The sequence below is a fragment of the Mesorhizobium sp. M2A.F.Ca.ET.042.01.1.1 genome (assembly GCF_003997405.1).
Classification (GTDB): domain Bacteria; phylum Pseudomonadota; class Alphaproteobacteria; order Rhizobiales; family Rhizobiaceae; genus Mesorhizobium.
On record NZ_RZRX01000171.1, the window covers coordinates 1 to 14,224 of the forward strand.

12 protein-coding genes and 1 pseudogene are annotated in these 14,224 nt (G+C 64.1%); 5 read left to right on the top strand and 8 right to left on the bottom strand.

Translation table 11 applies throughout. The features are described from left to right. Together EOA23_RS23055 and EOA23_RS23060 are read right to left on the bottom strand one after the other, a co-directional pair. Window positions 1-379: pseudogene (locus EOA23_RS23055) on the bottom strand (exopolyphosphatase); the annotation flags it as partial. Beyond that, complete coding sequence (locus tag EOA23_RS23060) at window positions 376-2,571, bottom strand: RNA degradosome polyphosphate kinase (RefSeq protein ID WP_126061364.1); 2,196 nt, start codon at window positions 2,569-2,571, stop codon at window positions 376-378. The pseudogene EOA23_RS23055 and the gene EOA23_RS23060, both read right to left, overlap by 4 nt. A 249-nt stretch (window positions 2,572-2,820) precedes the next feature. Here EOA23_RS23060 and EOA23_RS23065 point away from each other — a divergent pair, with 249 nt between their 5' ends. Beyond that, on the top strand, window positions 2,821-3,066 hold the full coding sequence (locus EOA23_RS23065; protein ID WP_027169907.1) for a zinc-finger domain-containing protein: 246 nt from the start codon (window positions 2,821-2,823) through the stop codon (window positions 3,064-3,066). A gap of 7 nt (window positions 3,067-3,073) precedes the next feature. Next, on the top strand, window positions 3,074-4,309 hold the full coding sequence (locus tag EOA23_RS23070; protein WP_127305847.1) for an FAD-dependent monooxygenase: 1,236 nt from the start codon (window positions 3,074-3,076) through the stop codon (window positions 4,307-4,309). 31 nt (window positions 4,310-4,340) lie between these two features. Here EOA23_RS23070 and EOA23_RS23075 read toward each other — a convergent pair whose 3' ends face one another. From EOA23_RS23075 to EOA23_RS23095, 5 genes are all read right to left on the bottom strand, one after another. Further along, window positions 4,341-5,009: a TIGR02117 family protein gene (locus EOA23_RS23075; RefSeq protein ID WP_127305848.1), complete on the bottom strand. Its 669-nt coding sequence runs from the start codon at window positions 5,007-5,009 to the stop codon at window positions 4,341-4,343. A gap of 232 nt (window positions 5,010-5,241) precedes the next feature. Continuing rightward, window positions 5,242-6,045 carry an amino acid ABC transporter ATP-binding protein gene (locus EOA23_RS23080; protein WP_042646526.1) on the bottom strand — a complete coding sequence of 268 codons (804 nt, stop codon included), beginning with the start codon at window positions 6,043-6,045 and terminating at the stop codon, window positions 5,242-5,244. Between the two features lie 15 nt (window positions 6,046-6,060). Next, entirely contained in the window at window positions 6,061-7,218 is a 1,158-nt protein-coding gene (locus tag EOA23_RS23085) for an amino acid ABC transporter permease (protein WP_126061367.1), read from the bottom strand. A gap of 4 nt (window positions 7,219-7,222) precedes the next feature. Next, entirely contained in the window at window positions 7,223-8,410 is a 1,188-nt protein-coding gene (locus EOA23_RS23090) for an amino acid ABC transporter permease (RefSeq protein WP_127305849.1), read from the bottom strand. 62 nt (window positions 8,411-8,472) lie between these two features. Further along, complete coding sequence (locus EOA23_RS23095; RefSeq protein ID WP_042646531.1) at window positions 8,473-9,501, bottom strand: amino acid ABC transporter substrate-binding protein; 1,029 nt, start codon at window positions 9,499-9,501, stop codon at window positions 8,473-8,475. 466 nt (window positions 9,502-9,967) lie between these two features. Here EOA23_RS23095 and EOA23_RS23100 point away from each other — a divergent pair, with 466 nt between their 5' ends. Further along, window positions 9,968-11,137 (top strand): cystathionine beta-lyase, encoded by a 1,170-nt coding sequence (locus EOA23_RS23100; protein ID WP_127305850.1) that lies wholly within the window; start codon window positions 9,968-9,970, stop codon window positions 11,135-11,137. 192 nt (window positions 11,138-11,329) lie between these two features. Next, window positions 11,330-12,415, top strand: coding sequence for an HPP family protein (locus EOA23_RS23105; protein WP_126061370.1), 1,086 nt, complete (start codon window positions 11,330-11,332; stop codon window positions 12,413-12,415). A 92-nt stretch (window positions 12,416-12,507) separates the two neighbouring features. Here the strand turns inward: EOA23_RS23105 and EOA23_RS23110 are convergent, their stop codons facing one another. Continuing rightward, entirely contained in the window at window positions 12,508-13,386 is an 879-nt protein-coding gene (locus EOA23_RS23110; protein ID WP_127305851.1) for a crotonase/enoyl-CoA hydratase family protein, read from the bottom strand. Between the two features lie 83 nt (window positions 13,387-13,469). Between EOA23_RS23110 and EOA23_RS23115 the strand changes: the two genes are divergently transcribed. After that, window positions 13,470-14,060 (top strand): TetR/AcrR family transcriptional regulator, encoded by a 591-nt coding sequence (locus EOA23_RS23115; protein ID WP_127305852.1) that lies wholly within the window; start codon window positions 13,470-13,472, stop codon window positions 14,058-14,060. Window positions 14,061-14,224: the final 164 nt, after the last annotated feature.

A 14,224-nucleotide genomic window follows, 5' to 3' on the forward strand; every position in this document is an offset into this window, starting at 1 on the left:
AATAATAGGCTTCCTGGCGGCCGGTGAGCACGCGGATCTCGGTCTTCAGCACCTCCTCGGCGCGGTGGATGAAATCGGGACCGTTGACCGCCTCGCGCGCGGCGGCGGTGGCCAGCACATACATGTGCTCGGCGCCTGCCTGATCCGACAGCGCGCGGAAGCGGCGGAACTCCTCCATCGAACGCGTCACGGCTTCGGGATCGAGCTTGCCCGTCGAAACGATGCCGCGGCCGAGGCCGGCCAGCATCTTTTCGTTGAACAGCAGCGAGGGCGAGCGCGCCAGCCCTTCATAGACGACAAGGCGGATCGAGTTCGACCCTATGTCGATGATCGACAGCGGCCGCCGGTCCTGAAGCCGGCCCTGGGAAACTGCAATCACGCGGCGCTGTTCTTCTTGCGGCGTTTGAACTGGGCGATGCGCTTGGGCGCATGCGATTTCAGCGCGTCACCCCGTCCGGAGAGGCTCGGATTGGTCATGAAGTATTCCTGCGCGTTGAACGGCTCCTCGCCCTCCTCCAGCGCAACGCGCCGGGAGGTGCCGTCAGCCAATACGTCGAAACTTTGCTGGTTGTCCATGATGTTGCCCAGCATGATCTGGCCAAGCACCTGTTCATGCACAGTTGGATTGGTGATCGGCACCAGCGTCTCGACGCGGCGGTCGAGATTGCGCGGCATCATGTCGGCGGACGAGATGTAGACGACCGCCTCGTCCGACGGCAGGCCGTAGCCATTGCCGAAGCAGTAGATGCGGCTGTGCTCGAGGAAGCGGCCGACGATCGATTTCACCCTGATGTTTTCCGAAAGGCCCGGCACCTGCGGCCTCAGGCAGCAGATGCCGCGCACGACGAGGTCGATCTCGACCCCGGCGCGGCTGGCGTCGTAGAGCGCGTCGATGACGGTCGGGTCGACCAGCGCGTTCATCTTCATCCATATGCGCGCCGGCCGTCCTTCGCGGGCATGGACGACCTCCTCGGCGATGTGCTTCAGGATGCGGTTGCGCAGCGTGAAGGGCGACACGGCAAGGCGCATCTCCTCGGCCGGTTCGGCATAGCCGGTGATGAAGTTGAAAATCTGCGCGACATCGCGCGCGATCGTCGGGTCGGTGGTGAAGAAGGACAGGTCGGTGTAGATTCGGGCGGTGACCGGGTGGTAGTTGCCGGTGCCGAGATGGACGTAGTTGCGCAGCCGGCCGTCCTCGCGGCGCACGATGAGCGACATCTTGGCGTGGGTCTTCAGCTCCAGGAAGCCGAACACGACCTGGACGCCGGCGCGCTCAAGGTCACGCGCCCAGCGGATGTTGGCCTCCTCGTCGAAGCGCGCCTTGAGCTCGACCAGCGCGGTCACCGACTTGCCGGCCTCGGCGGCGTCGATCAGCGCGCGCACGATCGGGCTGTCGTTCGAAGTGCGGTAGAGCGTCTGCTTGATCGCCACCACCTCCGGGTCGGCGGCGGCCTGGCGCAAGAACTGCACCACCACGTCGAAGGATTCGTAAGGGTGGTGGACGATGATGTCCTTCTCGCGGATGGCGGCAAGGCAGTCGCCGCCATGCTCGCGGATGCGTTCGGGAAAGCGTGGATTGTAGGGGGTGAACTTCAGGTCGTCGCGCGGAATGGCGACGATCTCGGAAATCTGGTTGAGCGCCAGCGGACCGGTGAGCACGCTGATGCGGCTTGCCGAGACGCCGAGCTCGCCGGCGACGAAATCGCGCAATTCCGCCGGCATCAGCGTGTCGAATTCGATACGGATCACCGAACCGCGGCGCCGCCGCTTCAGCGCCGTCTCGAACAGCCGCACGAGGTCTTCCGATTCTTCCTCGACCTCGATATCGCTGTCGCGGATGATGCGGAACGTGCCCGAGCCCTTGACCTCATAGCCGGGGAACAGCTTGCCGATATAGAGGCCGACCGCCTCCTCCAGCGGGATGAAGCGCACATGGCGCTTGCGGTCCGGCAGGCGAATGAAACGCCTGAGCGCCACCGGCAGGCGCAAGAGCGCGCTCATCTCCTCACCGTTCTTGCGATGGCGCAATTGCAAGGCGATGGAAAAGCCGAGATTGGGGATGAAGGGGAACGGATGCGCCGGGTCGATCGACAGCGGCGTCAGCACCGGGAAGACCTGTTCCTGGAAATGCTCCTCCAGCCAGGTCTTCTCATCCTTGGTCAGCGCGTCGCGGGTGATGCTTTCGATGCCTTCTTTGTTGAGCAGGGCCATCAGCGCCGAGAGGCTCTTCTGCTGGTCCTCCTGCAGGCGCTCGACCTCGCGCAGCAGCTGCTCGAGCTGCTGCTCGGGCGTGCGGCCGTCCGGGCTCTTCAACGCGATCCCTTCGCGCACTTGACCGGCGAGGCCGGCAACGCGGACCATGAAGAACTCGTCGAGATTGGCGGCCGAGATCGACAGGAAGCGGACGCGCTCGAGCAGCGGATGATGCTCGTTGAGCGACTCTTCCAGCACGCGGCGGTTGAATTGCAGCCAGGAGAATTCGCGGTTGACGAAACGGTCGGGATTGCCGCCGTCGGGACTCGCCGCCTCGACGGTGATGAACTCGCTCTGCACCGGCTTCAGTTCGTTCATGTTTCCCGCTCTGCCTGCAACCGTCCCTGAGGAGCGCCGCATCTTGCCGTCCGGCGACGCTCTAACATCTCTTTGTGACGCATGATCGTCACGGAATCGCTCCGTGCCAGCCTCACGCGCTTAACCGGCTCAACTTATCCTCTGCCAGCCTTTTGCGACAGTTTGATTTCATCGATCTTGCAAACTGGCATGTTATGCTCCAGATGCAGGCGGGTCACACCCACTGGCCGAACCCAATTGGAGACGACGATGGCAGGCGGTAGCATTCCCCACTTCCAGAACGACGCGGGCCATCCGGTCATTGAGATCGGCGTCAAGGAATTCATGTGCACCGGCGCCAACCCGCCTTTCGACCACCCGCATGTGTTCCTCGACATGGGTGACGACAATGAAAAGGTCTGCCCCTACTGCTCGACGCTTTATCGCTATTCGCCGTCGCTGAAGGCGACGGAAACGCAGCCAGCCGGCTGCCTCTATGTCGACCAGGCCGCCTGAGCCGACCATGATTGAAGCACGGTCCCGGCAAGTCGTCATAGCCGGGGCCGGCATCGCCGGACTGACGGCAGCACTTGCCTTCGCCGAGCGCAGCTTGCCGGTGAAACTCTTCGAGCAGGCCAAGCAGCTCCAAGCGGCCGGCTCCGGCCTCCAGCTGGCTCCCAACGCAACCCGCATTCTGCGCCGCCTTGGCGTGCTCGACCGCCTGTTGCCCAACGCGGTCCGGCCCGAAGCGGTGGTGCTGAAGGATGCGAAAAGCCTGCGCGAGCTGGCCCGCGTGCCGCTTGGACAGGCGGCCGAAAAGCGCTGGGGCGCGCCCTATCTGGTGGCGCACCGCGCCGACCTGCAGGCGGCTCTGGCGGAGGAAGTGGCAGGGCGGTCGGATATCGAGCTCGTTACCGGTGGGCGGGTGACAGGCATCGCCGCCGAGCAGCGAAGCGTGACCACGACGGTCGAGATCGACGGGAAAACCACGTCGGTTGCAGCCGGCCTCCTGGTCGGTGCCGATGGCGTCTGGTCGACGGTTCGCGCGCAGCTTGCGGCCCGGGATCCCGCCTTCGCGAGAAGCCGCTTCTCGGGCCGACTGGCCTGGCGCACTACCGTGGCGGTCGACAGCCCCGCCGGGCAGGCTTTTGCCGAGATCGGGGCGGCGGGCTGCGTCACAACCTTCCTGCACCCCGGCTTCCATTTGGTCGCCTATCCGGTGAGCAAGGGCCGCACCGTCAACCTCGCCGCCTTCACCAGAGGCGAACGCATCGCGGAAGGCTGGTCGGGTCATGCCGACCCGGCCATCCTGTCCAATGCCATGCGTGGCACCGCAGCGATGCTCGCAAGGCTCGTCGCGCTGGCGGGGCCATGGACGGCGTTTCCAATGCACACTGTCCGGCAACAGCGCTGGGCCGTCCCGCAAGGCATCGCCCTGATCGGCGACGCCGCGCATGCCATGACGCCGTTCGCGGCCCAGGGCGCGGCCATGGGGATCGAGGACGCCTCGATGCTCGCCAATCTGGTCGCCGATTTTCCGGGCGATCCGGCCCACGGCCTCGCCGTCTGGGAAAATCTCAGGCGGCCGCGCGTCGAAAGGGTGCTCAAGCGCGGCGCGTTCAACCGGCTGACCTGGCACGCCTGGGGACCGATGGCGGTCGCCCGCAATCTGGTGCTGGCGACGCGGCCGCCGGAGAAGCTCGCCGCGGACCTGGATTGGCTTTATGGCTGGGAGGAACCGAAGGTGGTGCGGGGGTAGAGCGCCCGAGGACTCGATTCACGGTACTGCGTCAGTTATACAACCCCATCGACCACCACAACGATACCGGCAGCGGGTTCCACCAACCGGTGCGCAGGCCGGCGACGCGTAATCCGGCCGCCGTCCAGGTGTTGCAGCCAACCAGCGCGTTGAAATGGCCGTTGGCTTCGTAGAAACGGTCGAAGGCCGAATAGCCAGCATTGCCGATGGCCATCGGACCGTCTGGCCCCTGCTGGAAACTCGAGGCGATGTAGTCCAGCAACGCCGCGAAATGCGCCTCGTCGATGTCGAAGCCGGCGACATCCGGATGCGGCTCCTTGATCGTACCGGCGACATCGACATGCATCACCGAGGCGTCGAGCGTCAGCGCCTTCAACACCGGCGCGGCCTTCAATTGCGACCATGTGGGCGTCTCCAGGTAGAAAGCGCGGCCACCCCAGCCGAAGACGATGTAGCGTGCATCCGAGGCATCCATCGGCAGACCGGCATCGGCGAGGAAAGCAAACCGCCGGCGAACGCCGTCATCCAGAGGGATAGCGATGTCGGTGTGGATCGGGTTCTTCAGCACCAATATGCGCCGTGTCCCCTCGCCTTCGGCCTTCGCCGCGGGCCAGAGCGGGCGCGGCACCATCGCGCCGAGCGCGGCGGCCAGAAGCACCGCTCCGACGAGCATTGCCAGATATCGCAGGATTGTTCTCATCGGGCGCGGCGCCGAAGCCGTCCGTGAAATCGTCATACTCGAGCTTGACCCGAGTATCCATGCCGTGACTGCTGCCGTGAGGTGCGACGGTGCAAAATTCTGAAATTATTGCAGCGCTTTAGCGTCACGGCATGGATCCTAGGGTCTGCGCGCGTCGCTTCGCTCCTTGCTACGCCCCAGGATGACGACCGCGTGGTTGCTGCGGACCCCCGAGACTGTCACCCAGTAGCGCTCAGTGCAGGATCTGCGACAGGAACAGTTTCGTGCGCTCATGGCGCGGGTGGTCGAAGAACTCGGCCGGCGTGTTCTGCTCGACGATCTGGCCCTGATCCATGAAGATCACGCGGTTGGCGACCTTGCGGGCAAAGCCCATCTCGTGGGTGACGCACAGCATCGTCATGCCCTCTTCCGCCAGACCCACCATCGTCTCCAGCACTTCCTTGATCATCTCGGGATCAAGCGCCGAGGTCGGCTCGTCGAACAGCATGATGCGCGGGTTCATGCAGAGCGAGCGCGCGATCGCCACGCGCTGCTGCTGGCCGCCGGAGAGCTGTCCGGGATATTTGTTGGCCTGCTCCGGGATCTTGACGCGCTTGAGGAAATGCATGGCGATTTCCTCGGCCTGCTTCTTCGGCATCTTGCGCACCCAGATCGGCGCCAGCGTGCAGTTCTCCAGGATGGTCAGATGCGGGAACAGGTTGAAATGCTGGAACACCATGCCGACCTCGCGGCGCACCTCGTCGATCTTCTTCAGATCGTTGGTGAGTTCCTTGCCGTCGACGATGATCTTGCCCTTCTGGTGCTCTTCCAGTCGGTTGATGCAGCGGATCATGGTCGATTTGCCGGAACCGGACGGGCCGCAAATGACGATGCGCTCGCCGCGCATCACCTTGAGGTTGATGTCCTTCAGGACATGGAACTCGCCATACCATTTGTGCATGCCGACAATGTCGATGGCGACGTCGGTGGTCGAGACATGCATCTTTCCGGCATTGACCTTGAGGTCTTCCGCGCTGACGGCGTTTTCGGTGGTCATGGCCAATTCCCCTTTTTATCTTTTGTAGCCGGTGTCGAGCCGGCGTTCCGTGTACATTGAATAGCGCGACATGCCGAAGCACAACAGCCAGAAAACAAAGGCGGCAAAGATCAGGCCGGACTTCGGGGTCTGCGGCGTCGCCCAGTTCGGGTCGGCGAAGTTCTGCTTCACCACGCCGAGCAGGTCGAACATCGAGATGATCAGGACCAGGCTGGTGTCCTTGAGCATGCCGATGAAGGTGTTGACGATGCCTGGGATGACCAGCTTCAGCGCCTGCGGCAGCACAATCAGGCCCATCTTCTGCCAGTAGCCGAGGCCGAGCGAGTCGGCGCCTTCATACTGGCCCTTCGGGATCGCCTGCAGGCCGCCGCGGACCACTTCCGCCATATAGGCGGCGGCAAACAGCGAGACGCCGATCAGGGCCCGCAGGTATTTGTCGAAGCTGACGCCTTCCGGCAGGAACAGCGGCAGCATGACGCTGGCGAAGAACAGCACCGTGATCAGCGGAATGCCGCGCACCGTCTCGATGAAGACGACGCATAGCCATTTGATGATCGGCATCTTCGAACGCCGACCGAGCGCCAGCACGATGCCCATCGGCAGCGACACGGCAATGCCGACGAAGGACAGGCTGAGCGTGACCAGCAGCCCGCCCCAACGCGGGGTCTCGACATGCGGCAGGCCGAACACGCCGCCGACCAGCAGGACGAAGGCGACGATCGGCAGCACGACGAAGAGCAGAAGCGCGTTCAGCCCCTTGCGCGGCACGCGCGGGATCAGCATCGGCACCAGCAACACCACGAACAGGATGGCGACCAGAATCGGCCGCCAGCGCTCCTCGATCGGATAGGTGCCGAACATGAACTGGCCGAACTTGGCGTTGACGAAGGCCCAGCAGGCGCCGGTCCAACCGTCGGGCTGGATGCCGCCTTGCGAAGCGGTCGTGCACACCGTGCGGTCAGGGCCGGTCCAAACGGCGTTGATGAAGGCCCAGTTGATGATTTGCGGCAAGACCCACACCACGATAGCGATGCCCAGCACCGTGAGGATGGTGTCGCCGACCGAACCGATCAGGTTTTTGCGTACCCAGGCATAGGCGCCGCGTTCGGTAGGCGGCGCCGGCTGCGCCAGCGCCATCTCGGTGCGCACCCAGGACATATCGTGTTCCTGCATGGCCTTACCTCTCCACCAGCGCCATTCTGGCGTTGACGATGTTCATGACAAAGGACGTCACGAGGCTCAGCACCAGATAGGCGATCATCATGATGAACACGCCCTCGACCGCCTGTCCGGTCTGGTTCAGCACGGTGCCGGCGGTGGCCGTCAGATCGGGATAACCGATGGCGATCGCCAGCGATGAGTTCTTGGTCAGGTTCAAATACTGGCTGGTGAGCGGCGGGATGACGATGCGCATTGCCTGCGGGATCACCACCAGCCGCAGGATCGGACCGGAGCGCAGGCCAAGTGCCGCTGCCGCCTCGGTCTGGCCCTTGCTGACGCCCCTGATGCCGGCGCGCACGATCTCGGCGATGAAGGCCGCGGTGTAGAAGGAGAGCGCCAGCAGCAGCGACAGGAACTCCGGCTTGATCCAGAAGCCGCCGGTCAGGTTGAAGGTCGACTGCTTCGGGAAATCGAAGGTGAGCGGCATGCCGCTGAGCAGGTAAGCAAGCACCGGGAGGCCGATGATGAGAGCGACCGACGTCCAGAACACCGGGAATTGCTGGCCGGTTGCCCGCTGCCGCTGCCGCGCCCTGTGGGCGACGAACCAAGCCATCGCGATGGCGAGCAGCAATGCCACGCCGATCAGCCAGGAGCCATCTCCCCAAACGGCGCGCGGCAGATAGAAACCACGTTGGTTGAGGAAGGAGCCGAGAGGCAAATGGATGCTCTCGCGCGGCGGCGGCAGCACGGCGAGCACGCCGGAATACCAGAAGAAGATGACCAGCAGCGGAGGAATGTTGCGGAAGACCTCGACATAGACCGTGCAGATCTTGCGAATCAGCCAGTTCTGCGACAGGCGGCCGATGCCGATCAGGAAGCCGACGACAGTGGCAAGCACGATGCCGGCGACAGCAATAATGATCGTGTTGAGCAAACCGACGACCAGCGCCCGGAAATAGGTCGAGTCGGACGTGTAGGCGATCGGCGTGTCGGAGATGTCGAAGCCGGCCCTGCTCTTGAGGAAGCCGAAGCCTGAAGCGATGTGCAGGCGCTGGAGGTTCTCGATGACGTTGTGGATGATCCACCAGATCGAGCTGAACAGCAGGATCACCACCAGCGTCTGAAAGAACAGGCTGCGTATTCTCGGGTCATTGATGAAGGAGCCGCGGCTCGGCTCCCCGCGAAGGATTTCCTGCGAAGCCATGGACCGTCCCCTGGAAAGAGAAACCGGGAGGCAGACGACCTGCCTCCCGGATCACGTTTCGATCAGCGGATCGGCGGGCCGTATTGCAGGCCGCCCTTGGTCCACAGCGCGTTGATGCCGCGCGCAATCTTGAGCGGGCTGCCCGAACCGACATTGCGCTCGAACATTTCACCATAATTGCCGACAGCCTTGACGATGTTCACGACCCAGTCGTTGGACAGGCCGAGATCGGCGCCGTACTTGCCGTCCGGCTCGGTGCCGAGAAGGCGCTGGATGTTCGGATCGGTCGAGGTCTTCATCTCCTCGACATTCGCCTGGGTAACGCCGGCCTCCTCGGCGTTGAGCAGCGCGAAATAGGTCCAGCGCGCGATGTGGGCCCACTGGTCGTCGCCCTGGCGCACGGCCGGGCCGAGCGGCTCCTTGGAGATGATCTCGGGCAGCACCACGTGATCGGCCGGCGAGGACAGTGTCAGGCGGATGCCATAGAGGCCGGACTGGTCAGTGGTGTAAGCGTCGCAGCGGCCGGCATCATAGGCGGCGTTGACCTCTTCCAGCTTCTCGAACACGACGGGATTGTACTCCATCTTGTTCTTCTTGAAGTAGTCGGCGAGGTTCAGCTCGGTCGTGGTGCCGCTCTGCACGCAGACGGCGGCGCCCGAAAGCTGCAGCGCCGAGTTCACGCCCGGCAGCTTCTTGGCGTTGATCATGAAGCCCTGACCGTCATAGTAGGTGACGCCGACGAAATCGAGGCCGAGCGCGCTGTCGCGGTTGCTGGTCCAGGTGGTGTTGCGCGACAGGAGGTCGATCTCGCCCGACTGCAGCGCGGTGAAACGCTCCTTGGCGCTGAGCGGCGTGAACTTGACCTTGGTGGCGTCACCGAAGACGGCGGCCGCGACGGCGCGGCAGAAGTCCGCATCGATGCCTTTCCAGTCACCCTTGTCGTCCGGCGCCGAAAAGCCGGCGAGACCGGTCGAGACGCCGCATTGAAGAAAGCCCTTCTGCTTCACGGTATCGAGCGTGCCAGCCGAAGCGGCGGACGCCATGAACCCGAGCGCGGCGGCGCCAAGAATGCCGATTGCAATGTGTTTCATGACCCACAGACCCTTTTCTGTTACAGGCGCCCCTGCTGCCAGGCGACGCTTGATCTTTTTTCGTTTGTGAATGCAGCTCCCACTTCAAGGCCCACTCCCGGACCCGCATCGGTTGCCGATGCGCTGCCTCCCATTCACGAAACGCATCGAAGGCGATTATTCCTGTGAGGTCAAGGGAAATGACCGAAAGCTCAAAGGTTTGAAAAGCAATTGCCGCAAATGCCTGAATTGCGGACAAGAGCCCATGAAATCGGCAGGCCATGCGAACAAATCAGTCAAGTTGCGGCGGCGCGAATCCGTGATCCGCGGGCCGAATCCGCTTCGGCAATAGCCGTGCTTTATTGAGCGCAGGTGGGGTTGGATTGGCCCAGCCGAAGACGGGCTTTTGGCGGGCCCAGCGCGGTTGCGTGGGCTTTGCCGCCGCTTTATGGCTGGACCCCCGACATCATTCGATAGGCGACGAACCATGGCTAAAGACGGCATCGGAATGGGCACCAACACGCTGCTTGCCCATTCCGGCAATAACCCGCGCGACTATTTCGGCTTCGTCAACCCACCGGTCGTGCACGCCTCCACGGTGCTTTACCCCGATGCCGCCTCGATGGCCGGACGCAGCCAGAAATACACTTACGGCACGCGCGGCACGCCGACGATGGATGCGCTGACGCTCGCCGTCGACGCGCTGGAAGGCTCGGCCGGCACCATCGCGGTGCCTTCGGGGCTGGCGGCGGTGACGGTGCCGCTGCTCGCCTTCCTTGCCGCCGGCGACCATCTATTGATCGTCGACAGCGTCTACCATCCGACGCGCCACTTCGCCGACACGATGCTGAAGCGGCTCGGCATCGAGGTCGAATATTACGAGCCGCGCATCGGCGCCGGCATCGCGTCGCTGATCAGGCCCAACACCAGGGTGGTGTTCACCGAATCGCCGGGATCGAACACCTATGAGGTGCAGGACATACCGGCCATCGCCAAGGCTGCGCATGAAGCGGGCGCCACCGTGATGATGGACAACACCTGGGCGACGCCGCTCTATTTCAAGCCGCTCGACCATGGCGTCGACATCTCGATCCACGCGGCGACGAAATATCCGGCCGGCCATTCCGACGTGCTGCTTGGCCTAGTTTCGGCCAACGAGGCCTGCTGGACGAAGCTTTATGACGGTTTCTGCACGCTGGGCTGCTGTTCCGGTCCGGACGATGTCTACCAGGTCCTGCGCGGCCTGCGGACGATGGGCGTGCGGCTCGAGCATCACCGCAAGTCCGCGCTCGATGTCGCGCGCTGGCTGGAAGGGCAGCCGGGCGTCGCGCAGGTGCTGCACCCGGCGCTGGAAAGCCATCCCGACCATGCGCTGTGGAAGCGCGACTTCTGCGGCTCGAGCGGCGTCTTCTCGATCGTGCTCCAGGGTGGCGGGCAGAAGGCCCAGCACGCTTTCCTCGACGCCCTCAAGATCTTCGGGCTCGGCTATTCCTGGGGCGGCTATGAGAGCCTCGCCGTGCCGGTCCACCTCGGCGACCGCACCATCGCCAAAGGCTCTTATGCCGGTCCGCTGATCCGTCTGCAGATCGGACTTGAGGATGTCGAAGATCTGAAGACCGATATCGCGCGTGGGCTGGCGGCGGCTGCCGCCGGCTGACAGGTTGACCCGCAGACGCTGGCCGCCCACGCGATTGATACAGGCAAAGCCGCTGGCGGCATGTCCCCCGCAGCGCGCCGCGCAATAATATTCTCTCCGGCCGCGCATATACGGATTGGTTTGGCTTCCAAATCCGTGACTTCAGCGGCATTGCGTGCAGCGCAATTCCACCCATTCGATCAAGGGCCTGCCATGGCGTTTCGCCTCTTTGTTCCAATCCTCGCCGGAGCGACGCTTCGCGAGCGGCTGCTCGCCTGCATCGGCGCGACCATCGGCATCGCACTCACCGGCATGATCAGCGGGCTTGCGACGGGTAGCGGTCCGCTTGTGGCGATGCTGGTGGCGCCCATGGGCGCTTCCGCGGTGCTGCTCTTTGCCGTTCCCTCGAGCCCGCTGGCGCAGCCCTGGTCGATCATCGGCGGCAACACGATTTCGGCGCTGGTCGGCGTAACGGTGGCGCATTTTGTGCATGACACGGTGATCGCCTCCGGCCTCGCGGTGGCGTTGGCGATCGCCGCCATGTCGTTCACGCGATCATTGCACCCGCCGGGCGGCGCGGCGGCGCTTACCGGCGTGCTCGGCGGGCCGGCGGTTGCCGCGGCCGGCTTCCTGTTTCCGTTTGTGCCGGTGGCGCTGAACTCGACCATCCTGGTCGCGCTCGGCTTCCTCTTCCACAAGCTGTCGCGCCGCAACTATCCCCATGTGCATGTGCCGGCCAACAGCGGTCACGGCACAGCCGACCGGCCGCCAGCCGAGCGCGTCGGTTTTCGGCCCGAGGATGTCGATGCGGCGCTCTCGGCGCTCGACGAAACCTTCGACATCGACCGCGATGACCTGGAGCGCCTGCTGCGTCAGGTCGAGCTGCAGGCGATGGTGCGCTCGCAGCGCACGCTGCTTTGCCGGGACATCATGTCCCGCGATGTGATCTCGGTGCCGGAAACGGCCACGGCCGACGAGGCGCGCAACCTTTTGATCGACCACAACATCCGCACCTTGCCGGTCGTCGACGCGGAAGGACGGCTCACCGGCGCAATCGGCCTGCGCGAGCTGACGAGGACGACCGACACGGTGGGAGGGGTGATGTCGAAAGCAAGCACCGCTTTGCCCGACATGCCGGCGATGAGCCTGCTGCCGACGCTAACAGACGGGCGCAGTCATGCGGTGGTGATCGTCGATGGCGGCCGGCATATACTTGGACTGATCACGCAGACCGACCTGCTGGCTGCGGCCGCGCGCGTGCAGCAGGCTGGCAAGGCGCCGTTGAAAGCGGTGGCCTAGGAGCAAATGCAGGAAAAGTGTGACACGGTCTTCCGCCTGAAAGTGCATGGAACCTGAAGCGGTTCAGCGCTTTCGTGAAACGCCGAGCCGCTTCAGACAGGGCGGCAGCCAGCCAAGTGGACCGCCCGGTCGAGACGCCGCGTGGCGCGCGTGGCCTTGTCCGGCCGGGCGAGATGCGCCCATGAGCCGTCATAGACCGCCTGCCGCCGCTCGATCCAGGCGGTCAAGCCTTCGCGCAGGTCTGCTGTCGGGGCCACGCGGGCGAATTGCTCAGCCTCCACCAGCAAGCCTTCCGCGATGCTCGCGTTGATGCCACGCGCAACCGCCGTGAGGATGCTGGCGACCGCGGTCTGCGAATGACTGACGATGCGGCGGGCAAGATCAAGGGTTGCCCGCATCAGCTCTTCGTGCGGCACGACCTGGTTGACCAGGCCAAGCTCGGCGGCGCGAGTGGCGGAAAATGTCCCGCCGGTCAACAGCAGCTCCAGCGCGCGCTTGCGGCCGGCAAGCCGCGGCAGCCGCTGCGTGCCGCCGAAAGTCGGCGGCATGGCAAGCTTGATCTCCGGCTTGGCGAACAAGGCGCGGTCGCTGGCGACGGCCAGCGGCACCGCTTCGGTGATCTCGCAGCCGCCGCCAAAGGCGAGGCCGTTGACGGCGGCGATCACCGGCTTGCGGAACGCTTCCAGCCGCGCCGTCAGACGCTGGCCGCGCATGACGAAATCACGCAGCGCGACATCGGTGCCCTCTGCCACGCTCAACGAGAATTCGTGGATGTCGCCGCCGGCGGAAAAGGCGCGTTCCCCTGCCCCTGTGAGGATGACGGCGCGCACGCCATCATCCGTCTCGATCAGGTCGAGACGCGAAAGCAGCCGGTCGATCAGCGCGTAATTCAGCGCATTCAGCCTGTCGGGTCGGTTGAGGGTGAGGATCGCGACGCGGTCGCGCGTCTCGCTCAGCACAAGGTCGGTCATGGCTTTTTCCTTTTCCGGTGGTTCGGCGGATAAGGAGCAGGCTTTTGATTGCTTGTATATTCACTAGTCGGTATACTTACACGATGAGCGAAAAGACCAATCCCACGCGAAAACGCCTTGTCGACGTGGCGACTAAGCTCTTCTATGCCGAGGGCATCGGCCGCGTCAGCGTCGACGCCGTGGCCGAGAAGGCAGGACTTACCAAGCGCACGCTCTACTACCATTTCAAGAGCAAGGACGATCTGATCGCGGCCTATCTCGAAGGACGCGACCAGCCCAATCTCGAGCAGATGGCGGGCTGGTTCGATGCGGCGGAGGGCGGCGCGGACAAAAAGGTCGAGGCGATCTTCACCAACCTGGCACGGGTTGCCCGCCATCCCAAATGGAAAGGCTGCGGTTTCCTGCGCACGGCGGCCGAGCTGGCGGCGATGCCGGGACATCCGGCGGTGAAGGCTGGAGCACGCCACAAGACCAATTTCGAGAAATGGCTGGCCGGCGCGCTTTCAAGCCACGATGTCGCCCAGGCGAAGATGCTGGCGCGCGAGATCGTGCTTTTGATGGACGGCGCCTTTTCCAGCATGCTGATCCATCACAATCCCGACTACGTCAACGCCGCCGGCCATGCCGCCGCGACGCTGATACGGGCGAGGATGGCGGGCAAACACGCAGCTTAGATCGTGGATGCTCGCGGCGCGTCGATTGAGGCGTTCGAGGGGGGGCCTCTTCAGGACAAGGCCAGCCAGGCGGTGCCGGCGAGAAGCGTCACCAGCGTCATCGGCAGGCCGACCTTGAAGAAAGCGGAAAAGGAAAGCTCCTTGCCGGCCACCTTCGCCTGCTC